The sequence below is a fragment of the Microtetraspora glauca genome (genome assembly GCF_040656155.1).
GTDB classification, from domain to species: domain Bacteria; phylum Actinomycetota; class Actinomycetes; order Streptosporangiales; family Streptosporangiaceae; genus Microtetraspora; species Microtetraspora glauca.
In genome coordinates, this window is sequence record NZ_JBFALK010000004.1 from 439,890 (window position 1) to 460,930 (window position 21,041).

General features: G+C 69.7%; 20 protein-coding genes and 2 tRNA genes. 14 read left to right on the forward strand and 8 right to left on the reverse strand.

The window, feature by feature from the left end:
- The first annotated feature begins 76 nt into the window (after nt 1–76).
- Nucleotides 77–988 (forward strand): NAD(+) diphosphatase, encoded by a 912-nt coding sequence (nudC, locus tag AB0I59_RS11025; RefSeq protein WP_358132014.1) that lies wholly within the window; start codon nt 77–79, stop codon nt 986–988.
- Nucleotides 989–1,119: 131 nt separating this feature from the next.
- Here the strand turns inward: nudC and AB0I59_RS11030 are convergent, their stop codons facing one another.
- Nucleotides 1,120–1,359, reverse strand: a complete 240-nt coding sequence (locus AB0I59_RS11030) for a mycoredoxin (RefSeq protein ID WP_228645803.1) — start codon at nt 1,357–1,359, stop codon at nt 1,120–1,122.
- Between the two features lie 188 nt (nt 1,360–1,547).
- Nucleotides 1,548–2,471, reverse strand: a complete 924-nt coding sequence (locus AB0I59_RS11035; RefSeq protein ID WP_061259272.1) for an alpha/beta hydrolase — start codon at nt 2,469–2,471, stop codon at nt 1,548–1,550.
- Between the two features lie 116 nt (nt 2,472–2,587).
- Here AB0I59_RS11035 and AB0I59_RS11040 point away from each other — a divergent pair, with 116 nt between their 5' ends.
- The 5 genes from AB0I59_RS11040 to AB0I59_RS11060 all read left to right on the forward strand — a co-directional run bounded on the left by AB0I59_RS11040 (nt 2,588) and on the right by AB0I59_RS11060 (nt 6,687).
- Nucleotides 2,588–4,633, forward strand: coding sequence for an ATP-dependent DNA helicase UvrD2 (locus AB0I59_RS11040; RefSeq protein ID WP_061259271.1), 2,046 nt, complete (start codon nt 2,588–2,590; stop codon nt 4,631–4,633).
- A gap of 13 nt (nt 4,634–4,646) precedes the next feature.
- A complete protein-coding gene (locus AB0I59_RS11045; RefSeq protein ID WP_061259270.1) occupies nt 4,647–5,513 on the forward strand; it encodes an acyl-CoA thioesterase in 867 nt (288 codons plus the stop codon).
- A gap of 283 nt (nt 5,514–5,796) precedes the next feature.
- Nucleotides 5,797–6,072 (forward strand): hypothetical protein, encoded by a 276-nt coding sequence (locus AB0I59_RS11050; RefSeq protein WP_358132017.1) that lies wholly within the window; start codon nt 5,797–5,799, stop codon nt 6,070–6,072.
- Nucleotides 6,073–6,196: 124 nt separating this feature from the next.
- Nucleotides 6,197–6,460 carry a WhiB family transcriptional regulator gene (locus AB0I59_RS11055; protein ID WP_061259399.1) on the forward strand — a complete coding sequence of 88 codons (264 nt, stop codon included), beginning with the start codon at nt 6,197–6,199 and terminating at the stop codon, nt 6,458–6,460.
- A gap of 44 nt (nt 6,461–6,504) precedes the next feature.
- Nucleotides 6,505–6,687, forward strand: a complete 183-nt coding sequence (locus AB0I59_RS11060; protein ID WP_061259269.1) for a hypothetical protein — start codon at nt 6,505–6,507, stop codon at nt 6,685–6,687.
- 259 nt (nt 6,688–6,946) lie between these two features.
- On the opposite strand, the gene AB0I59_RS11065 is transcribed toward AB0I59_RS11060, so the two are convergent.
- Nucleotides 6,947–8,287: an ABC1 kinase family protein gene (locus AB0I59_RS11065; protein WP_061259268.1), complete on the reverse strand. Its 1,341-nt coding sequence runs from the start codon at nt 8,285–8,287 to the stop codon at nt 6,947–6,949.
- The gene (locus AB0I59_RS11070; RefSeq protein ID WP_358132020.1) at nt 8,284–9,348 is read right to left on the reverse strand and encodes a ThiF family adenylyltransferase; all 1,065 of its coding nucleotides are present in this window, start codon (nt 9,346–9,348) and stop codon (nt 8,284–8,286) included. Before AB0I59_RS11070 ends, AB0I59_RS11065 begins: the two co-directional genes overlap by 4 nt.
- 181 nt (nt 9,349–9,529) lie before the next feature.
- On the opposite strand from AB0I59_RS11070, the gene AB0I59_RS11075 reads away from it, so the two are divergent.
- Nucleotides 9,530–10,045, forward strand: coding sequence for a M48 metallopeptidase family protein (locus AB0I59_RS11075; protein ID WP_061259266.1), 516 nt, complete (start codon nt 9,530–9,532; stop codon nt 10,043–10,045).
- Nucleotides 10,042–10,617, forward strand: coding sequence for a glycosyltransferase family protein (locus tag AB0I59_RS11080; RefSeq protein WP_358132022.1), 576 nt, complete (start codon nt 10,042–10,044; stop codon nt 10,615–10,617). The genes AB0I59_RS11075 and AB0I59_RS11080 overlap by 4 nt, the downstream gene beginning before the upstream one ends.
- A gap of 25 nt (nt 10,618–10,642) precedes the next feature.
- Here AB0I59_RS11080 and AB0I59_RS11085 read toward each other — a convergent pair whose 3' ends face one another.
- From AB0I59_RS11085 to AB0I59_RS11095, 3 genes are read right to left on the reverse strand one after another with little or no spacing between them, the layout of a single operon-like run.
- Nucleotides 10,643–11,620, reverse strand: a complete 978-nt coding sequence (locus tag AB0I59_RS11085; RefSeq protein WP_063818906.1) for an endonuclease/exonuclease/phosphatase family protein — start codon at nt 11,618–11,620, stop codon at nt 10,643–10,645.
- Nucleotides 11,621–11,660: 40 nt separating this feature from the next.
- Nucleotides 11,661–12,209: an NUDIX hydrolase gene (locus AB0I59_RS11090; RefSeq protein WP_061259264.1), complete on the reverse strand. Its 549-nt coding sequence runs from the start codon at nt 12,207–12,209 to the stop codon at nt 11,661–11,663.
- Complete coding sequence (locus AB0I59_RS11095; RefSeq protein ID WP_435830929.1) at nt 12,206–13,453, reverse strand: zinc-dependent metalloprotease; 1,248 nt, start codon at nt 13,451–13,453, stop codon at nt 12,206–12,208. Before AB0I59_RS11095 ends, AB0I59_RS11090 begins: the two co-directional genes overlap by 4 nt.
- 82 nt (nt 13,454–13,535) lie before the next feature.
- On the opposite strand from AB0I59_RS11095, the gene AB0I59_RS11100 reads away from it, so the two are divergent.
- From AB0I59_RS11100 to AB0I59_RS11125, 6 genes are all read left to right on the forward strand, one after another.
- Nucleotides 13,536–14,606 (forward strand): NAD-dependent epimerase/dehydratase family protein, encoded by a 1,071-nt coding sequence (locus AB0I59_RS11100; protein WP_358132024.1) that lies wholly within the window; start codon nt 13,536–13,538, stop codon nt 14,604–14,606.
- Between the two features lie 59 nt (nt 14,607–14,665).
- Nucleotides 14,666–15,088, forward strand: coding sequence for a molybdenum cofactor biosynthesis protein MoaE (locus AB0I59_RS11105; RefSeq protein ID WP_358132026.1), 423 nt, complete (start codon nt 14,666–14,668; stop codon nt 15,086–15,088).
- 50 nt (nt 15,089–15,138) lie between these two features.
- Entirely contained in the window at nt 15,139–16,185 is a 1,047-nt protein-coding gene (locus AB0I59_RS11110; RefSeq protein WP_358132028.1) for a YlbL family protein, read from the forward strand.
- 103 nt (nt 16,186–16,288) lie between these two features.
- The gene (locus AB0I59_RS11115) at nt 16,289–19,195 is read left to right on the forward strand and encodes a UPF0182 family membrane protein (RefSeq protein WP_358132030.1); all 2,907 of its coding nucleotides are present in this window, start codon (nt 16,289–16,291) and stop codon (nt 19,193–19,195) included.
- A 53-nt stretch (nt 19,196–19,248) separates the two neighbouring features.
- Nucleotides 19,249–19,322: transfer RNA gene (locus tag AB0I59_RS11120), tRNA-Met, on the forward strand.
- 295 nt (nt 19,323–19,617) lie between these two features.
- A tRNA-Met gene (locus AB0I59_RS11125) sits at nt 19,618–19,691 on the forward strand.
- A gap of 97 nt (nt 19,692–19,788) precedes the next feature.
- Here the strand turns inward: AB0I59_RS11125 and AB0I59_RS11130 are convergent.
- Nucleotides 19,789–20,193 carry a hypothetical protein gene (locus tag AB0I59_RS11130; RefSeq protein WP_061259259.1) on the reverse strand — a complete coding sequence of 135 codons (405 nt, stop codon included), beginning with the start codon at nt 20,191–20,193 and terminating at the stop codon, nt 19,789–19,791.
- Between the last annotated feature and the right edge of the window lie 848 nt (nt 20,194–21,041).

Below are 21,041 nucleotides of genomic sequence, written 5' to 3' on the forward strand. Positions count from 1 at the left end.
GAAGGTAAGGCTAACCTAACCCGGTTCATCCTAGCCTTCGAGAGATCGTTTTGGCGGCGAATGGAAAGATAGGCGAGTGGAATCGACTGACGTGCTCATGGGTCCGCTGCTGCTGTCGCGCGGGGTCGTCGACCGCTCGGCCGCGCTGCGCAACGACGAGAACTGGCTGCGGCGCGTGTGGGCCGACGACGCGACCCGCGTCCTTCTCGTCCACGAGGGCGAGACCCTGATCCGGAGCAGCGGCGCCGAGGCGAGCCTGACGCTGATGTCACCGGCCGAGGCTCCCGAAGGGCCGCGTTACCTGCTCGGCGTGGACGCCGCCGGCGTGCCGTACTTCGCGGTCAAGGCGCCGCTCACCGCCGGGAGCCGGGCGGGCGATCCGATGGGCCTGCGCCGGGCGGGGGCGCTGCTCGACGACCGGGACGCGGGGTTGTTCGTCTACGCCGTCGCCCTGGAGGCGTGGCACGCCGGGCACGAGCACTGCCCGCGCTGCGGAAGCCGTACGGACGTCGCGGCCTCTGGCCACATGCGGATCTGCCCCAAGGACGGCAGCCAGCACTTCCCCCGCGTGGACCCGGCGGTGATCATGCTGGTGCGCGACGAGGCCGACCGGATCCTGCTGGCCAGGGGGCCGCAGTGGCCGGAGGGCCGGATGTCGGTGCTCGCCGGGTTCGTCGAGCCGGGCGAGTCGCTGGAGCAGGCCGTCCTGCGCGAGGTCCTCGAAGAGGTCGGCGTCGTCGCGGCCGCGCCGCGGTACATGGGCAGCCAGCCGTGGCCGTTCCCCCGCAGCCTCATGGTGGGGTTCTTCGCCCAGGCGCTCTCCACCGACCTCCGGCCGGACGCCGACGAGATCGCCGAGGCCCGCTGGTGGTCCAGGGACGAGCTGAGCGCGGCCGTGCGGTCGGGGGAGCTGGGCCTGCCGCCCCAGGTCTCGATCGCCCGCAGGCTCATCGAGACCTGGTACGGCTCGCTGATCGAGACCGACTGACCCGTTCGACGTCCGGTTCCGGGATCGACACGACGGTCGGTTCCGGGATCGACACTGACCCCCCGGTTCCGAGGGTCGTTACGGGCGTTCCGGTTCCGGGATCGTGCGGGCGTGCCGGTTTCGGCGGCGGGTCAGCAGGCGCCGGTGAGGTGCCGCCGGACCTCGGCCACCGAGGGGTTCGTCATGGTGTGGCAGTCCGCCACCACGGTCGGGACGACCTGGTTGCCGTTGTTCACGCTCATCACGAACTCGGCGGCGTCCGGATGCCGCTCGATGTCGATTTCCTGGAAGGTGATCCCCTCGCGGGTGAGCTGGCCCTTCAGCCGCTTACAGGGGCCGCACCAGCTCGTCGTGTAGACAGTGAGCGCCATCTTCGTCCCTTCGTGTGACATGAGCAGTCATTGACAACACGGACGACCACTGCTCATGTTCCCGCTGGGGCATGCCGGTCAGATCACACTGCCCGGCGAACTCGGACCTGCGGCCCAGACGTGCGGCCCCGACCCTCGACTCGGATCTGCGGATCAGAGATGCGGCTCGAAGGTGCGGCTCGGGCGGCTCACTTGGCCAGGCGCGCGGCGATCCACGACTGGACGCCCTCGGCCACGCCCACCTCGCGGTAGAGCGGCGCGCTGTGCTGGGCGCCGGGCATCGTCCGGATGGTCATCTTCACGCCGACCTCCTCGAGCGCCTGCTTGAGCAGCTCGCTCTGGTACGGCGGCACGAACTCGTCCAGGGAGTGAACGGTCAGCATCGGGGCGTCCGACGCGCTCGCGTGGAACGCCACCTCCATGCTCGACCAGATCTTGGGGCACTGGGTCGGCCCGCATCCACCCGCCAGGGCGACCGTGGCCTTGCGCAGCTTGCGCTGGTAGGCGTCCCCGCCCTCGTCGCCGTCGGTGAACGCGGTCAGCGGCGAGATCACGGGCGAGACGCCCACGACGCCGCGCAGCCCCGGGAGGCCGTTGCCGTACGTGCCGACCGCCGCGGCGATGTGGCCGCCCGCGGAGAAACCGAGCACGACGTAGCGGTCCGGATCCATGTTGAACACCTCGGCGTGCCTGCGCACGGTCGCGATCGCGTCGAGCGCGTCGCTTCGCTGCGCGGGCCACGGGGCGTCACCGGAGAGCCGGTAATTGATCGTGATGACGGTATAGCCGAGCTGGGCGTAGCTCCGGCTGATCGAGGTCGTGTACTTCTTGTCGCCGCCCGACCACCATCCGCCGTGGATGATGAAGACCGCCGGGCGCCGCTCGCCCGTGGAGTGCCACCAGACGTCCATCCGCTGCCGGGCGTGTGAGCCGTACGAGAAGGTGCGGACGGTGGTGTCAGAGGACAGCGGCGTGGCGGTTACCGTGGCCGTGGGACTCGGACTGGGACTGGGCGACGGCGTGGGGTCGTCCGCTGCGGCGTCGGCACCCGACGGCGCGAGCAGAACGGCAGCGAGGGCAAGGGATCCGACACCTACCGCTGTCCTTCGCACCGCTCGTTCCTCCCCGGAGCCAGGGTCGCCCCCTGTGGGGAAACCACGCTGTCTCTGTTAGTTGCTGGAAGGATGATGCCAGTTCATCCGTCCGCATCGCATGTTGGGAGCGTTACGTGGACGTCCTCGCGGGACTGGATCCCGAGCAGCGCGACGTCGCCGAGGCGGTGCGCGGCCCGGTGTGCGTGCTGGCCGGCGCAGGTACGGGCAAGACCCGGGCCATCACCCATCGCATCGCGTACGCCGTGGCGTCGGGGGTGGTCGAGCCGCAGTGCGTGCTGGCTGTGACGTTCACCACACGGGCGGCGGGTGAGCTCAGGCAGCGGCTGCGCCGGCTCGGCGCGCCGGGCGTGCAGGCGCGCACCTTCCACGCGGCGGCGCTGCGACAGCTCAGCTACTTCTGGCCGCGCGTGATCGGTGGGGACACGCCCCAGATCGTGGAGTCCAAGCTGCCACTGCTGGTCGAGGCGTGCCGCCTGGCGAGGAGGAACCCCGACCGCGGCGAGTTGCGCGACGTCGCGAGCGAGATCGAATGGGCCAAGGTCACCCAGATCGGGCCGGAGGACTACCCCGCCGCGGCGCTCAAGGCCCGGCGCACCCCGCCGATCGCCCCCGAGGAGGTGGCCCGGCTCTTCGAGGCGTACGAGGACCTGCGCCGCCGCCGCAACCTGATCGACTTCGAGACGATCCTGGAGCTGACCGCCGCGGTGATGACCGAGCACCGCGAGGTCGCCGCCCAGATCCGCCAGCAGTACCGCTACTTCGTCGTGGACGAGTTCCAGGACGTCAACCCGCTGCAGAAGCTGCTGCTCGACACCTGGCTCGGCGGCCGGGACGACCTGTGCGTGGTGGGCGATCCCAACCAGACCATCTACTCCTTCACCGGCGCGACACCGCACTACCTGACGAACTTCGCCGTCGAGCACCCCTCGGCCAAGGTGATCAGGCTGGTGCGCGACTACCGCTCCACCCCGCAGGTGGTCACGCTCGCCAACCGTGTCATGGCGCGCTCGGCGCACCGGCTCGAACTGGTCGCGCAGCGCCCCGACGGGCCCGCGCCCGAGTTCACGGAGTACGACGACGAGCCGGCCGAGGCGCTCGGCGTCGCGCTGACCGTCAAGAAGCTCATGGCCGACGGCGTCCCCACCCGGGAGATCGCCGTGCTCTTCCGGGTCAACGCCCAGTCGGAGGCGTACGAGCAGGCGTTCACCGAGTCAGGCGTGCCGTACGTGCTGCGCGGCGCCGAGCGGTTCTTCGAGCGGCCCGAGGTACGGCAGGCGGTGGTCCTGCTGCGGGGGGCCGCCCGGTCGGCGAACGACGAGGAGCCACTCGCGCCGGGCGTCCACGCGATCCTCTCGGGCATCGGTCTCACGCCCGAGCCGCCCGGCGGCGGCAAGGCCCGGGAGAAATGGGAGTCACTCAAGGCCCTCGCCGATCTCGCCGAGGACATGGCGGCCGAGGGCGCCAACCTGCCGGCCTTCGTCGCCGAGTTGGAGCGCAGGGCGATGGAGCAGCACGCGCCGCCGGTCGAGGGAGTGACGCTCGCCTCGCTGCATGCCGCCAAGGGGCTCGAATGGGACGCCGTCTTCCTCGTCGGGCTCACCGACGGCATGGTCCCGATCGTGTACGCCGAGACTCCCGAGCAGGTCGAGGAGGAGCGGCGGCTGCTCTACGTGGGCGTGACCCGGGCCCGCGAGCACCTGCACCTGTCCTGGGCGCTGGCGCGCTCCCCGGGCGGCCGCAGGTCACGCCGGCCGTCCCGGTTCCTCGAAGGACTGTCCCCGCGTACGGCGACCCCGCCGCCGGTGGAGCGGCGTTCCCCGGCGAGGAAGGCGGCGCTGCCCGTCCAGTGCCGGATCTGCGGCAAGTCGCTCGCGACGGCCGCGGAGCAGAAGCTGGGCCGCTGCGTGGGCTGCCCGGCCGACTACGACGAGGCGCTGCTGGAGAGCCTCAGGTCCTGGCGCACCTCCGTCGCCAAGGAGGCGAAGGTCCCGGCGTACGTCGTCTTCACCGATGTGACGCTCCAGGCCATCGCCGAGCGGGTGCCCGTCTCCGAGGACGACCTCCTGCGGATAGCGGGGATAGGACGGGTCAAACTGGACCGGTATGGTGACGCTGTGCTCGACCTGTGCCGTGCCGCCGCCGGGGTGACCGGCGAGTAATGGGAGGTTCGCTGTGAACTCCGCCCTCAAGGAGCTCCTCGACCTTCTCGATCTTGAGCAGATCGAGCTGGACATCTTCCGGGGCCGCAGCCCCGAGGAGCGCATCCAGCGTGTCTTCGGCGGGCAGGTCGCGGCGCAGGCGCTGGTGGCCGCGGGCCGTACGGTGCCGCCGGACCGCATGGTCCACTCGCTGCACGCGTACTTCATCCGGCCCGGTGACCCGGCGATCCCGATCGTCTACAACGTCGAGCGCGTGCGCGACGGCCGCTCCTTCACCACGCGCCGGGTCGTCGCCATCCAGCACGGCAAGGCGATCTTCACCATGTCGGCCTCGTTCCACGTCGACGAGCCCGGCGTCGCGCACCAGGCGCGGCCGATGCCCGATGTGCCCGCCCCCGAAAGCCTGCCGACGTTCCAGAGCCGGATGCTCGCCGCTTTCGGCGACGACACGCTCTGGCGCGAGTGGGCCGCCAAGCCGCGGCCGGTCGACTTCCGCTATGTCAGCGCCCTCCCGTGGGAGGCGCAGCGTGACCCCAGCCTGGTCAGCACGGAGAACAACGCCTGGTTCCGGTACGACGCGGAGCTTCCCGACGACCCGCTGCTGCACGTGGTGCTGGCCGCCTACGCCTCCGACTTCACCCTCGTCGACACCGTCCTGCTCGCGCACGGCATGGCGTGGGGGGCGACGAATGTCAGCGGCGCCTCCTTGGACCATGCCATGTGGTTCCACCGGCCGTTCCGCGCCGACGACTGGCTGCTGTACGCCCAGGAGTCGCCCTGGTCCGGTGGCGCGCGCGGTCTCGCCCGCGGAGAGATGTACACGTCGTCAGGGCAGCTCGCGGTGTCGGTGGTCCAGGAGTGCCTCATCCGCGTCAGTTAGTGCCCCTCCCGTCCCGTGCGCGTCCTGTGCCAGGGCTCCGGAGGCATCCGGACGAGCGCCGGAGCGGCCGCATGCCGGGCCGAAAACCGCGCCCGGCCACGCCGACCCGAGGGGCGGTCCCGGGCCGCGTACGAGGTCGGTGCTAGCCTGACGGCCAGTGTCGCGAAACCGTGAAAATCGCAGGTAGAAAATAGGTTGCCGGGTTCCCGGTTTCGCATTTAGGGTCATGAAAGTCGGTCGGGCGGCCCAGCCCGACCATCGCATTCAAATGGAGGTGAGTCCTGTGGAGAGCACGATCATGTTTGCCACCCCGTGGCTCGCTTCCGCACGCCCGGCCGCCGATGTCGCGCCAGTCGCACTGATGCGCGGCAAGGCCGCTCGTGCCGAGGCTCTGCCCGGTTCGGCTGCCTTCGGCGTTCTCGCCGACGTGCGCCGTGGCATCCCCGCCTACCGTCCGTCCATCACGGAGCGGCCGATGGGCGCTCAGCAGACCAGCCACACCGCCAATGGTGGAGTGCGCGGTTCGCGTTACGCCTGGAGAGAACCAGTCACAACCTGACTGGTCTTCCTCTTCAGGCCGCGGATCCGCACACAGGATCCGCGGCCTTCTTGTTTTGCCCGCCAGGTTCCGCCCACCACAGAGGACAAACCAGCCCAAGAAACCAATCAAAGAGGTGACGCAGATGGCGGCCCCGGTCATGGACCTGATCGAAGCCGAAATCCCCTGTCGTACCGAGCCCGACCTGTGGTTCGCCGAGTCTCCGGAGGACGTGGAGTTCGCCAAGGCGCTCTGCGGAGGCTGCCCGATCCAGAAGGCCTGCCTGGCCCGCGCGCTGGAGCGCGAGGAGCCGTGGGGCGTCTGGGGTGGCGAACTCATCCTGCGGGGGGCCATCGTCCCCCGGAAGCGGCCGCGCGGGCGCCCCCGCAAGACTCCGGTCGCAGCCTGAACACCACCGCACGCAGCACTACCCCTGAAAGAGGAGAAGAACCGATGAGCATCAACCCCACCGCCGCCATGTATATGCATCAAGAACTGGTCGACGAGCGAATACGCGGCCTCCACCAGGAGGCCGCCGAGCAGCGACTGGCCAGTCGGATCCAGGACGTACGGAGGGCGCGCCGCAAGGCCGAGCGCGCCTCCCGGCGTCTGCTCGCGGCGCTCGCGCGCGCCTGACCGCTCCACCTCTGGGAGCCCGCGTCACCGAAGGGCGGCCGAGACGGCCGCCCGGCGCACGGCGGAACATGACCGAGGCCCGGGCCGTTCGTCGGCCCGGGCCTTCGTCGTCCGTACGGCGCCCGGCCAGGTCAAGCGACAGAAGATCCTGCGCCGGGACCGGACCGGACCGCGCCAGGGCCTCCCGGAGGGCGGGCTGGCACCGGAGACCGCGTCAGGGCCTCCCGGAGGGCGGGCTGGGACCGGAGACCCCGCCAGGTCAGACGGCGGTGAGGGCGGTGTCCTCCTCCGGCTCCTCGTCGGAGAAGCCCGGGACCCAGGTGATCACCTCGTCGCGGAACCTGGCGGTCGTGCCGAGCTGGCACAACACGCCCACACCGGCCGCGTGCACACGGTGGATCAGCACATACGACGGGGGAAGGTTGAGCTGGCGCACCACGTTGCCCGGCCGCAGGTCGGCCACGGCCGCCGCCTGTCGCTGGAGCCATTCGCGGCTGAAGGTGAACTCCTCCACCCGGGTGGGTTCGACGTAGGGGGCGAGGAACGCCCGCAGAGCGTCCACGTCGACGTCGATGTGCGGCCGGATGAACCCCTCGTCGCGCAGCCCCTGGACCACCGCCTCCATGTCGCCCTGGTTGAAGATCCGGGTCAGCGTGCCGAACATCCGGGGATAGCCGTCAGGAAGCCGGTTGACGGCACCGAAGTCGAGCACCCCCAGGCGCCCGTCCTCCATCATCCGGAAGTTGCCGGGGTGCGGATCGGCGTGCAACATGCCGACCCGCGCGGGAGAGCAGAAGAGGAAGCGGACCAGCAGCAGCCCGGCGAGGTCGCGCTCCTCGGTGGTGCCGTCGGTGATGATCCGGGACAGCGCGCTGCCGGACATCCACTCCGTGATCAGGATCTGCTCGTTCGCGGCGATCACGTCCGGTACGAAGAAGTCGGGATCGTCGCGGAACTCCTGGGCGAACGCGTGCTGCGCCTCGGCCTCGCTGAGGTAGTCGAGCTCCTCGGCCACCCGTTCCCTCAGCTCGCTCAGCACGGACTTCACGTCCAGGCCGGGCAGCAGCGCCCCGAAGAGCTTCCCGAGCCGCGCCAGCTGGTTGAAATCGGACAGCAGCGCCTTGCCCGCGCCGGGGTACTGGATCTTCACCGCCACGGGACGGCCGTCGTGCCACACCGCCCTGTGGACCTGACCGATCGAGGCCGCCGCGGTCGGCGCGTCGTCGAACTCCAGGAAGTTCTCCCGCCAGTCGTCGCCCAGCTGCTCCGCCAGGACCTTGTGGACGACCGGAGCGGGCAGCGCGGGAGCGGCGTCCTGCAGCCTCGTCAGCGTCGCGCGGTACGGCCCGGCGATCTCCGTGGGCAGGGCCGCCTCGAAGATGGACAGCGCCTGGCCGAACTTCATCGCGCCGCCCTTGAGCTCGCCGAGCACCTTGAAGATCTGCTCTGCCGTACGCTGCTGGATCTCCTGGGCGACGATCTCGGCGGACTTGCCGCCGATCCTTTTCCCCAGGCCGAGTGCGGTCCGGCCGGCGAACCCCAGGGGAAGGGCGGCCAGCTTCGCCGAGCGCGTCACTGCACGTCGCGGAAGGTCACTCACGCGACCATTGTTAGCGAATTCCGACGGTTTCGACTACAATGACATCTCGGATGGCGGTCGTAGGCGCGCCGCCGCCAGTCCCAGTCGGGTGTTATCTCCAGTGTGTCGTTGCTCACAGCCGCGCCTTCGAGCCAGGCGAGCGCCTGCCCCGCGGCTTGTGCGGCGACCAGCGCGGAGAGGGCGGCGTCGCACGCGATCTCTCCCGCGGGGAAGCCGCCGAGCCGGGCCTGGACGGCGGGCCAGGAGGGGTCCCGGTCACGCCGGAACAGATCGCGGCAACGCAGGCACGGGGTGACTCCGGGGATCACCAGCGGCCCGACACATCCGCACCCCTCGTACGCGCTGACGAGCAGGTGCGGGATGCCGGCATCGTGCAACTCGCGCACCAGAAGAGAGTCGAGCGGCTCGACCGGGGCGAGGATCACCAGGTCGGGACGGCGGGCACCGTCGGCGGGGTGTGAGGCGGTCCTGCCGGTCCAGGCGTTGACGCCGGGGGCCAGTCGCCGGGCGACCTCGACCGCGCCCTCCTCGCGACTCGTCCCCACCTCCGGCCGCCCCAGCCCGCCGGGCGCCACGTCCTGGGGCCGGGCCGTGCCGGCGTCGACGACGCAGAGGTGACCGACGCCGGAGGCGGCGAGCAGGGAGGCGACCTGGGCGCCCACCCTGCCCGCGCCGTACACCCGGACGTGCGCCGCTCTCCTGCGCCGCAGCCCGGCGAGCCCGCCGTCCGCGGACGTGAGGGAGAGCCGGTCACGCTCGGGACGGAGCAGCTCACGCTCCTCGCGGGACAGCGCGGAGAGCTCGCCGGGCCGGGCGGACGCGTCCTCCACCAGGCCGTGCCGTACCAGCAGGGCGATCACCTCGCGGGCGGCGCCGGCGTCCAGGCCGCTCGCGGACACGGCCTCATCGAGCGTGCGGGTGCCGTCGAGGCTCTCGACGAGCCGGCGCACGGCGGGTTCCAGGTCCGTCAGGACGGTCGCGCGTGCCGGGTGGACGCCGAACTGGAGGGTGCGGCCGTCTCTTTCCACGCGGCGCAGGGCGGTCTTCAGACGAGGTCTCATAGCAGCGTGAGATTAGTCACACCAGGTGAGGCCGTGTTTGTGCCCTGTGGATAACTTCTGTGGCCGGTGGGAAACGCGGGGTCCGCGTTTCCCGTACGGTCGGCCGGTGTTCGCCTGATTGACCAGGGAGAACGTCATTGACCCCCTGTGGAAACAGGCAGTTGTCGGCTACCTTGCATATGTGCCCCCCGAGACAGTCGAGGTTCGTCGGAGCACACGTCGGCGGCGAACCGTTTCCGCGTACCGCGATGGTGACAAGACCATCGTGTTGCTTCCTGCCGGTCTGAGTACGACCGACGAGGAGCAGTGGGTGCGCCGCATGCTCGACCGGCTCGCCGCGAAAGAGCAGCGAAGACGCCTCAGCGACGACGATCTGCTCGACCGCGCGAGGGAGCTGTCCACCCGCTATCTGGACGGCAGAGCGCTGCCCAACAGCGTGCGCTGGGTCGAGAACCAGCAGCACCGGTGGGGATCCTGCACACCGGATCATGCCACGATCAGGTTGTCGACGCGCCTGCGGGGGATGCCCGCGTGGGTCGTAGACTACGTGATCATGCACGAGCTGGTCCACCTGCTGGTCCCGAGCCACGGTCCCCGCTTCTGGGCGCTGGTCGAACGCTACCCCAAGGCGGAGCGCGCCCGTGGCTTCCTGGAGGGTTTCTCCATGGCGGCCAGCGGTTCCGCGGAGGAGTGTTGACCCGCGTCGCGGCCGTCCTCGTCACCCCCGGCATGGCCGACGGGGCGCCTCCCGGAGTCGATCCGGCCGAGTTCCTCATGGCCGTCGCCGAGGACACCTACGAGATGGTCGCCGGTCTCGAACTGGTCGAGCCGGTCATCCTGTCCGCCGGAGTGCCCGGACTGGACGAGATCGCCTGGCCGGGCACGCCGGTCCTGTCCATCGGCTCGCCCGCCGAGGCGTTCGCCGCCCTGCCGTACGGCACCGAGGGGGTCGTGGTCAGCGCCGACGCCCCGGACCTGCCGCCCCTGCTGATCGGCAAGCTCTTCCGCGCGCTGGGCCGGGCCGAGATGGCGGTCTGCCCCGCGGAAGGCGGGGGAGCCGTCGCCGTCGCGGCGCGGCTGCCGCTGCCGACCTGGGCGGACCCCGACTTCGACGACCCCGACCTGGTCGGACGGCTCCGCCGCCAGGCGCCCGGCCCTCGCATGGTCGCCACCGGCCCCGGCTGGCACCGGCTCAGGAAGCCGGTCGACGTGGCGCGGCTCGACCCCGGCCTCGAAGGCTGGGACAACACCCGGGCGCTCCTCGGCTAGCGCTCCTCCCGGCGGCCCTCGCCGGTCAGGGCAGCCGCAACTCGGCGAACAGCGCGCGGTGGTCGGTGCCCGGCACGTCGTGGACGCTGACGCCGACCGCCGACGCCCGTTCGTCCACGAGCACGTGGTCGATGGTGATCAGCGGAGGAAGGCGCCGGTTCGCGGGCCAGGTCGTGCGCAGCCCGGTCCCCGTGGCGTCGGCCGCGTCCAGGTACCCCCGGCCGAGCACCTCGCGCAGGGCCGCGTGGTCGAGGCTCGCGTTGAAGTCGCCGGCGAGGACGCGGACCGTTCCCGGGACGGCCGGGGGCAACGAACGCAACGCCTCCTTCCAGGTGGCGACATCCGGCCCGAGAGGCGCCATGGTGTGCACGTCGACGAGTTCGACGGTCTGCCCGCCGGGCAGGGAGAACCGGACGTACGGCATGTGGTGCCCGTCCGACGGAGCGAAGTCGGGCAGTTTCGTCAGCGGATAGCGCGAGTAGATGCCGCTGCCCGACGCGCTGTACTCCTGCTGCAGGTGGCTGTACGGCATGAGCGTGCCCAGCCCGGCCGCGTCCAGGGCCTCGACCGCCCGCGGATCCAGTTCCTGCGTGTTGAGGATGTCCGGCCGCAACCGGCGGACCAGGTCGATCACCGTACGGGCGTCGCCGCGCCCGAAGAACAGGTTGATCGTGAGGATCCGCAGGGACGGGCCGGTCGCCGCCGGGGTGTCGCCGAACGCGCGGGGCAGCACCATGAACGCCAGCAGGGTGGACGACGCCGCCGCGACGGCGACGACGGCCCGGCCGCGCGACCCCAGCGCCAGAAGGGCCGCGAACAGCGAGAACAGCGCCACATACGGCGTGGCCGTGATCAGCTCGGTGAGGACGGGGCCGTCGACGCCGGCCAGCCGGACCAGCGCCCATACCGCGCACGGCACCACGGCGATCCAGGCCAGCGGCCTCGGCAGCCGCCGGCGGCGCCGGGGAGTCGTGATGACGCCGCCCACGTCGACCTGAGTCATGTCGCCGACCCTAGCGACTGGAACCGCAAGGCCGCGTAAGTCAGATGTGCGGATCCTGTGCAGACCGGGCGCGGGCGGCGAGCCGCCGGGTCGCCTCGTCGCTCGGCTCGGGGATCTGCTCGATCGGGAACCAGCGCAGGTCGAGCGACTCGTCGCTGATCACCGCCTCGGCCCCGGGCGGGGCGACCGCGCCGTACTCGACGTCGAGGTGCCAGCTGTGCGGCGGATGGCACCAGACCTGGTGCCGGTCCAGGGCCAGCGGCCCGGGCAGCAGCGTGAGGCCCGTGATGCCGGACTCCTCGGTCGCCTCCCTGAGAGCGACCTCGGCGAGCGAACCGTCCGTGACCTCGCAGTGGCCGCCCATGGGCAGCCACATCCCGGCTTTCGGATGCAGGGTGAGCAGCACCCGGGCGCCGTCGTGCGAGATCACCGCGGTGGTCGCCGTCAGGTGGCCGGCCGCGCAGCCGCGCCACATGGCGTCCTCGTACGTGTCGAGGTGCTCCAGGAACTCCTTCCTGAGCAGCTCCTCGTCCGCGGTCGGCGCCGTCCACCCGGTGAGTACGGCGTGCGCGTCCCGGTGGAGGCTCACTCCTCGTCGTCCTTGGGCTCCTCCAGCGCGGACAGGTCGAACCTCGCCTCGCCCTTGACGAAGGAGTCGGGATCGGCCAGGTCGTCGGCGGTGGGCATGAGGTCGGGGTGGTTCCAGACGGCGTCCCTGCCCTCGACGCCACGCTCGGCGGTCAGCGCCTTCCAGAGAGCCGCGGCCTCGCGCAGCCGCCGGGGGCGCAGTTCCAGGCCGACCAGGGTGGCGAAGGTCCGCTCCGCGGGCCCGCCGGTCGCGCGGCGGCGCCGTACGGTCTCGGCGAGCGCGGTCGCGGAGGGCAGCTTGCCCTCAGCGGACTCGTCCACGACGGTGGCCACCCAGCCCTCGACCAGCGCGAGCGCGGTCTCCAGGCGGACCAGCGCGGCCTTCTGCCGCTCGGTCTCCTCGGGCTTGAGCAGCTCGCCGCCGCCGAGGATCTCCTGAAGCTGCTCGGGGTTGTTCAGATCCAACCCTTGGAGCTTCCCTTCGAGGGCGGAGACGTCCACGGTGATGCCCCTGGCGTACTCCTCGACGGCGCCGAGGAGGTGCGCCCGCAGCCACGGGACGTGCTGGAACAGCCGGTGGTGGGCCGCCTCACGCAGCGCGAGATAGATCCTGATCTCCTCGGCCGGCGTCTCCAGGCCCTCGCTGAACGCGGCGATTCCGCCGGGCAGCAACGCGGCCGTGTCCGACAGCGGCAGGCCGATGTCGGAGGAGCCGACGACCTCGCGGGCGAGCGTGCCGAGCGCCTGGCCGAGCTGCTGCCCGACCATCATGCCGCCCATCTGCTTGAGCATGCCCATGAGCGGCCCGGCCATGGCCTGCGCCTCGGGGGGCAGGCCGGTGGCGCTGAGCGTGCCGCCCATGGTCTCGACCATGCGGGCGGCGATCGGCTCGCACAGCTGCTTCCAGACCGGAACGGTCTTCTCGATCCACTCGGACCGGCTCCACGCCTGGGGGCTCGTCACGCCGCTGGGCAGCGTGGTCGCCTCGTTCAGCCAGAGGTCGGCGAGATTGAGGGCGTCCACGATCTGTCGTCGCTCGCCCTCCATGACGCTCGGGTCCCCTTCGGCGACCACGGCGTGTCGTGCGATGTTCTTGGCCATGTCCCAGTTGACAGGCCCGGCGCTCTGCGGGGCGGACAGCATGTCCGCGAACTGCCGCATCGCCGCCGCGATCTGCTCCGGGCTGCCGAACATGGCGAACGGGTTTTCGTTGGGGTCATTTTCACGACCTGGCAGGTCAGTCACCGCGCCACCTCGTGCAGGATGGAGGAGTCCACATCCGCCACGTTATCCGCCGTGGGGCGGATCAGTGCAAAGTGAGGACCTCGTGCCAACCTCGAAACGCCTTCGTCCGCCCGTAGTCGCCGTCACGGGCGCCGCCTCCGGTCTCGGCAGGGCGTTCCTCGCGAAAGTCGCCTCGTCTGCGGATTTCCGCCGCGTCGTGGCCATCGACGACCAGCGCGGAGATGTGCCGGATGTCACCTGGCGTGTTCTCGACATCCGCGATCCGCTCTTGGCGAACCGCATATCCGACGTCGACGTCCTGGTCCATCTGGGCGGCGACTATTCCCTGGACTCCGATCCGGACGAGCGCCGGGCGTACAACCTGCGCGCCGCCCAGACCGTGCTCACCGCGTCCGCCGCGGCCCGGGTCCGCCGCGTCGTTCTCGTCACCAGCGCGATGGTGTACGGCGCGGCCGGCGACAATCCGGTGCCGCTCGCGGAGGACTCCCCGGTCGCGGCCGAGCCCGACACCGGCGTCGTCGGCGATCATCTGGAGATCGAGGCCCTGGTGCGGCGCTCACTCCGCTCGCATCCCGGTCTCGGGGTCACCGTGCTCAGACCCGCCGCGCTGGTCGGCCCGGGCATCGACACGGTGATCACCCGCCACTTCGAGGCTCCGCGCCTGCTCGTCGTCAAGGGATCGCTGCCGCGCTGGCAGTTCTGCCACATCGACGACCTCGTGTCGGCACTGGAGACGGCCGCGCTCGGGCACGTCAGCGGGGTCGTTGCGGTCGGGTCGGACGGATGGCTGGAGATGGAGCAGGCCGAGGAGATCTCCGGCCTGCGCCGTTTCGAGCTGCCCGCCGGATTGACCTTCGGTACGGCCCAGCGGCTGCACCGGCTCGGCATCACCCCGGCCCCGGCGACGGACCTCCACTACGTCGTCTATCCGTGGGTCGTCGACTGCGCCGCGCTGCGCGCCGCCGGGTGGAAACCCGCGTGGACCAACGACGCCGCCCTGCAGGAACTGCTCGACCAGCGCCAGGGCAAGCACGCCGTGGTCGGCCGCCGTCTCTCCGGCAAGGACGCCACCCTCACCGCGGCGGGTGCCACCGTCGCCGTCATCGGCACCGCGGCCATCGTCCGCGCCGCGAGGCGCAAGCGCCGCGTCTGACGCGGCCGGTACGGCGCCGCCCGTGTTCCGCGGGCCGGCGCCGTACTAACCTCGGGGACGTGGACGTCATCCGGTTACTGGCCATTCGTGACACCCCGCTGTCTGTGGACGAGGTGCTGAGCGCGGTCGAAGACCACGCGGCCGGCGGCACCACGATCTTCGTGGGGACGGTCCGTGAAGAGGATCAGGGCAAGCAGGTGACGCTCCTGTCCTATTCGGCCCACCCGTCCGCCGAGGAGGAGTTGCGAAGGGTGGCCGAGAAGGTCGCCGCCGACTTCCCCGTGACCGCGCTGGCCGCCGTGCACCGCGTCGGCGACCTCCAGTTGGGGGACATCGCGGTCATCGTGGCCGTGGCCTGCCCCCACCGAGGAGAGGCGTTCGAGGCGTCCCGGAGGCTGATCGACGACCTCAAGCACCAGGTGCCGATCTGGAAGCACCAGGTTTTCACCGACGGCGCCGCGGAGTGGGTCGGCGCGTGCTGACGGCCGTGCTGATGTGCGGGGCCGTCGGTCACAGCACATAGAGTCTGACCATGTCCCGACGCGCTCTCACCTTGCTGGTGGCGGGTTTCCTGACCGTGATCCTCGCGGTCGCCGCGGCGTTGCTGCCCGTGCCGTACGTCGTGCTGAGCCCGGGGCCGACGGAGAACACGATCGGCGACGTCAAGGGCAAACCCGTGATCACGATCTCGGGGCACACGACCTATCCCACCGACGGCAAGCTGAGCATGGTGACCGTCGCCTACCAGGGTGGGCCGAGCAACAGCATCGACCTGCTCACCGCGCTGCGCGGCTGGATCGACCCCACCATCGCGGTCGTCCCGGAGGAGACCATCTTCCCGAGGAAGACGACCGCCAAGGAGGTCGAGCAGCAGAACACCCTGCAGATGACCACCTCGCAGGAGGACGCGACGATCGCGGCGCTGCACGCGCTGAAGATCCCCGTTCCCGAGGTCGTCTCCGTGGCCGTCGTGGAGAAGGGGCTGCCCGCGGACGGCAAGCTGCAGGTGGGTGACGAGATCACCGCGGTGGACGGCGCGCCCGCCACTGACCAGAACACCGTCGCCTCGGCCGTGCGGAAGCTCAAGCCGGGCGAGCAGGTCCGGCTCACGGTGAACCGGAAGGGCACCTCCACCGACGTGGTCCTCGGCACCGTCGCGGGCAAGGATGGCAAGGCCAGGGTCGGCGTGACCATGGGGATGAGGTACAAGCCGCCCTTCAAGGTCGACATCAGCGTCGGCGACATCGGCGGCCCGAGCGCCGGCCTGATGTTCTCGCTGGGCATCTACGACAAGCTGACCCCCGGTGCCCTGACCGGCGGCAAGTCCATCGCGGGCACGGGGACGATCACCCTTGACGGCGCGGTCGGCCCGATCGGCGGCATCGAGCAGAAGATGGTCGGGGCCAGGAAAGCGGGCGCGACGATCTTCCTCACCCCCGCCCTCAATTGCCCGCAGGCCGTACGCGCGGTGCCCGGCGGGCTGCGCCTGGTCAAGGTCGAGACCCTCGAAGGCGCCATCAAGGCGATCGACGCGCTGCGCACCGGCACGGGTGACGTCCCAGCATGCACCAAGAACTGAAATCACGACCGGCCGTTTCGCGGTGTAGGTTGCCAGGCACGGACCGTTGTTCTGAGACAAGGGGTTGGCGTTGAGCTTCCGGAGCCCCGGAGCCGGTCGGGCGATGCGCTTGCCCCGCCGGCCGCGACTGCTCATTCCCGTTGTGATCGCTCTCGTGGCGATCGTCGTATTGTTCTTCATCTTCACCGCGATATTCACCGACTTCCTGTGGTACGACTCGGTCGACTTCTCGTCGGTGTTCTCGGCCATGCTGGTGACGCAGATCCTGCTGTTCGTGGTGGGAGCCGTCCTCATGGCCGGCATCGTCGGGGGCAACATGGCCCTGGCGCACCGGACGCGACCGATGTTCGGCCCCGGCATGTTCGGCTCCCCGCAAGGGGCCGACCGCTACCGCCTCGCCGTCGATCCGCACCGCCGGCTCTTCTTCTTCGTCGGCATGGGCGTCCTGGCCCTGTTCACGGGCTCCTCCACGGCCGGCCAGTGGAAGACGTGGCTGCTGTTCGCGAACTCCACGCCCTTCGGCAAGAAGGACGAGTTGTTCCATCTCGACATCGCGTTCTTCATGTTCACCGTCCCCTTCCTCAGGACGGTGCTGAACTTCCTGTTCACGGCGATCGTCCTGTCGATCGTCGCCGCGGCGATCGTGCACTACCTCTATGGCGGCTTCCGGATCGCCTCGCCCGGCGGCGTGCACGCCTCCAGGGCCGCGCGGGTCCACCTGTCCGTGCTGCTCGGCGTCTTCGTCCTGCTCAAGGCCGCCGCGTACTGGCTCGACCGCTACGACCTCGTGTTCTCCACCCGCGGCATCGTGGACGGCGCGTCCTACACCGACGTCAACGCGGTGCTCCCGGCGAAGGGCATCCTGGCCGTCATCGCGCTGATCTGCGCGCTGATCTTCTTCGCGGGGATCATCCGGCCGGGCGGCATGTGGCCGGGAGCCGCCTTCGGGCTCCTGGTCCTTTCGGCCATCCTCATCGGCAGCGTGTATCCGGTCCTGGTCGAGCAGTTCCAGGTGCGTCCCAACCAGCAGGGCAAGGAAGGGACGTCCATCTCGCGGAACATCGCCGCGACCCGTGAGGCGTACGGCGTCGCCGACGCGGACGTCGTCACGTACGACGCGCAGGCCACTCCGCAGAAGGGGGCCGCCACCGACGAGACCGTCGCGGGCGTCCGGCTCCTCGACCCCACGCTGGTCGCCAAGACCTTCCAGCAGAAGCAGCGCATCCGCGGTTTCTACGACTTCCCCGAGCAGTTGGACGTCGACCGGTACAAGGACGCCGACGGCGTCGTACGCGACCACGTGGTCGCCGTACGTGAGATGACCGGCCCGCCGTCCGATCGCAACAACTGGATCAACCGGCATCTCGTCTACACCCACGGATACGGTTTCGTCGCCGCTCCCGGCAGCGAGGTGGACAGCGAGGGCCTGCCGAACTTCGACGCCAAGGACATGCCGGTCTCCGGCTCGCTCGTCCCGAGCGCGGGGCTGAAGGAGCCCCGCGTCTACTTCGGCGAGCAGTCGAAGGACTACGCCATCGTCGGCGGCAAGGAGAAGATGGAGCTCGACTACCCCGTCGACGGGACGACGGGCCAGGAGAACACCTCCTACGCCGGCAAGGGCGGCGTCCCGGTCGGATCGTTCTTCAACCGGCTGCTCTACGCCGCGAAGTACGGCGAGATCAACATGCTGCTGTCCGGCGACGTCAACGAGCAGTCCCGCATCCTGTACGACCGGACTCCGGCCCAGCGCGTCGCCAAGGTGGCGCCGTTCCTCAACCTCGACTCGGATCCGTACCCCGCGATCGTCAACGGGCGGGTCGTCTGGATCGTCGACGCGTACACCACCGCGAACGAGTACCCGTTCTCCCAGAGCAAGAGCTTCTCGGACATGATCCGGGACACCTCGACCAACCCGGGAGTGATCGCGCCGCAGCCGCGTGACCAGATCAACTACATCCGGAACTCGGTCAAGGCCACCGTGGACGCGTACGACGGCACGGTGACGCTCTACGAGTGGGACACCGAGGACCCGATCCTGAAGTCCTGGGAGAAGGCGTTCCCCGGGATCATCAAGCCGAAGGACACGATCGAGCCCGAGCTGCAGGACCACCTGCGCTACCCCGAGGATCTGTTCAAGGTCCAGCGTGACGTGCTGTCCCGCTACCACGTCACCAACCCGGAGTCCTTCTACGGCGGCCAGGACTTCTGGAACGTCCCCGACGACCCGTCGGCCAACGAGAAGAACGTCAAGCAGCCGCCCTACTTCCTGTCGGTCAACATGCCGGGGTCCAGCGGCCCTGCGTTCTCGCTGACCACGACGTTCGTGCCGAAGCAGGGGCCGAACCTCGCGGCCTTCATGGCGGTCGACTCCACCGCCGGGCCCGGCTATGGGAAGCTGCGGATCCTCCGGATGCCGGCGAACACCACGATCGCCAGCCCCGGCCAGGTGCAGAACACGTTCACCAACCGGTTCGCCGGCGAACTGAACATCCTCGGGCTCGGTAAGGCCCAGATCGTGCACGGCAACCTGCTCACCCTGCCGTTCGCCGGCGGGCTCGTGTACATCGAGCCCGTGTACGTGCAGACAGCGGCCGGGGCGGGCCAGGAGCCGTACCCGATCCTGCGGCGAGTCCTGGTGATGTTCGGCAACAGGGTCGGCTCCGCCGACACCCTGAAGGACGCGCTGAACCAGGTGTTCGGCACCACGGTCGAGCAACCGGCCAAGCCCGACGAGAACACGCCCCCGGAGGGTAAGCCCGCGGCCGATCCCAGCCTGAAGGGTGTGATCGAGAAGGCGCAGGCCGCCTATGACGACGCGCAGAAGGCCCTGTCCGCGAAGCCGCCCAACTGGACCGCGTACGGGGACGCCCAGAAGCGACTCAGCGACGCCCTGAACGAGCTCCAGGCGCTGCAGAAGGATCAGCCGCAGGCCACGCCGTCACCGACGCCGTCCTCGACCCCGTCCGAGCCGAAGCCGTCACCTTCGGCGTCGGCTTCGAAGAGCCCATAGCGGCGGACCGATTTGCTTCCACCTCGCGTGCCGGGTAATGTTCTTCTTACCGACGCGGGGTGGAGCAGCTCGGTAGCTCGCTGGGCTCATAACCCAGAGGTCGCAGGTTCAAATCCTGTCCCCGCTACTGATCGAAGGCCCTGGCCACCGGGAAACCGGCGACCAGGGCCTTCGTGTTTCCTTGAATGTCACCTGTCATGCCAGGACGGTCCGCGCTCCGCCGGAGGTTTCCCACCGCACAGGGGGAGCGGACGCGGCCCGGCAACCGTAGAGGGATACGGCCAGGCAACCGGAGCGGTTTGTCTGGAAATTGCGCCATTTGTCCGGATGGTCATTGACGGTGATTCACGCTCGCGGGAGGCGGGTGAACCTATTGGTTTGCTCCTCCCTTCGCACATGGGTAGTCTGTAGACACACACCGACGCGGGGTGGAGCAGTTCGGTAGCTCGCTGGGCTCATAACCCAGAGGTCGCAGGTTCAAATCCTGTCCCCGCTACTGATCGAAGGCCCTGGTCACCGGAAAACCGGCGACCAGGGCCTTCGTCTTTCTCGATCTCCGTTTGTCTGCGGTAGGGCGGCTCGGGGGTCGCCGATCACCGCGGCAACGTACGGCTCACGCCGACGCAGCTCCTCGACCTGCCGTTCGGCCGCGACCGGCGCGCGGGTGTCTCGTCCTCGACGAGCGGGATCAGCGATTGGGCCGTCTTGGCGTCGGACAGGATGCGCCGGGCCTCGGCGTCGTCGGCCGGCAGTTGCCCGTGCTTGTCGAGTTCGTGCACCAGGAAGGTCATCGGTGCGGGATCACCCGCGTTCGACGCGGCCACGGTGGCGCGCGCGGCCGTCAGCAGGCTGAGGTAGTAGGAGCGCAGGGTCGCCTCGCGCACCCGGGCCTGCTCGAGGTCGTCGAGCAGCTCGCTCGCGATCTGCAGCAGGTCAGCCGCGTGCCGGGCCTCGGCCGTGATGTGTGCCCGGATGTCGTCGAACTCCGACCGCGTCATTATGGCTACCTCCACCGGCGAGAGCCCGGGCGGCCGGGATGGCGCCAAACAAGGACTCCCACTCTGCTTTCGTAAGGCGTGGCGATTGCGGACGGCTTGACGACAGGTTGCGATGCGGACCTCATCACTGATGCCGCTCTCCTCGTCCCCACCCCGTGCCGGCCTCGTTGCCGTAGTGCTACTTAGATGCTTGAGCAGCGGATCTGGTTGTCCCCGCTGAACTGCCCGTTTTCCCGGGTATCGCTGCGGACGCTCCGGGAGTTACCGGTCCGGCGGTCCTCGTCGGCATATCCACCGATATCCCCGCGCCACCGTCGGGTTGGAGCGTGGCTGGCGCGGCATGGCCGGCCGAAGGGAGGCGGCGCCACTCCCGGCATCGGGTTGTGACGGAATGCGTCTCGATCACTCCGGAGAGGCTGCTAGTCTTCTCGAGTCGGCGCAGCCCGGCGCCTTCCCTCCCCTTCCGCTTGGCGGTTCAGGCATGGGACGGCGTGGGCTAAACTCGACAAGCCTCCTCAAACGATCAGTTTCTGGTAGTTGGTTCGCGAAGCGGACAGGAACCTGGTAAGTTAGAGGGGTTGCCCCGGAGACGGGGCGGCTGCGATTCCTCTCGGGTTGCAGGGTTCGGGTCAAGTGTTCCGAAATGGGACGGTTTGACACGGATCGGGCGGCCTGAAAGAATAGCGAAGGTAAGAACAAAACAAAACGAAGCGTAAACGCCCCGGAGCGGATGGCTCGGTTTCGAGTCTGAGGTGATGGTGGTCGCGTCCGTTTCTTGAGAACTCAACAGTGTGCTAAAAGCCAGTGCATGATGCACAACCCCGTCCTATCCTGCGCTTTCGGGTGTG

Coding starts and splice junctions, on each gene's coding strand:
- AB0I59_RS11030 (WP_228645803.1), bottom strand. CDS start 1,359: ATGGCGCTCACTGTCTACACGACGAGCTGGTGCGGCCCCTGTAAGCGG.
- AB0I59_RS11055 (WP_061259399.1), top strand. CDS start 6,197: ATGGCGGCCCCGGTCATGGACCTGATCGAAGCCGAAATCCCCTGTCGT.
- AB0I59_RS11060 (WP_061259269.1), top strand. CDS start 6,505: ATGAGCATCAACCCCACCGCCGCCATGTATATGCATCAAGAACTGGTC.
- AB0I59_RS11070 (WP_358132020.1), bottom strand. CDS start 9,348: ATGAGACCTCGTCTGAAGACCGCCCTGCGCCGCGTGGAAAGAGACGGC.
- AB0I59_RS11085 (WP_063818906.1), bottom strand. CDS start 11,620: ATGACTCAGGTCGACGTGGGCGGCGTCATCACGACTCCCCGGCGCCGC.
- AB0I59_RS11110 (WP_358132028.1), top strand. CDS start 15,139: ATGTCCCGACGCGCTCTCACCTTGCTGGTGGCGGGTTTCCTGACCGTG.
- AB0I59_RS11115 (WP_358132030.1), top strand. CDS start 16,289: ATGCGCTTGCCCCGCCGGCCGCGACTGCTCATTCCCGTTGTGATCGCT.
- AB0I59_RS11130 (WP_061259259.1), bottom strand. CDS start 20,193: ATGACGCGGTCGGAGTTCGACGACATCCGGGCACACATCACGGCCGAG.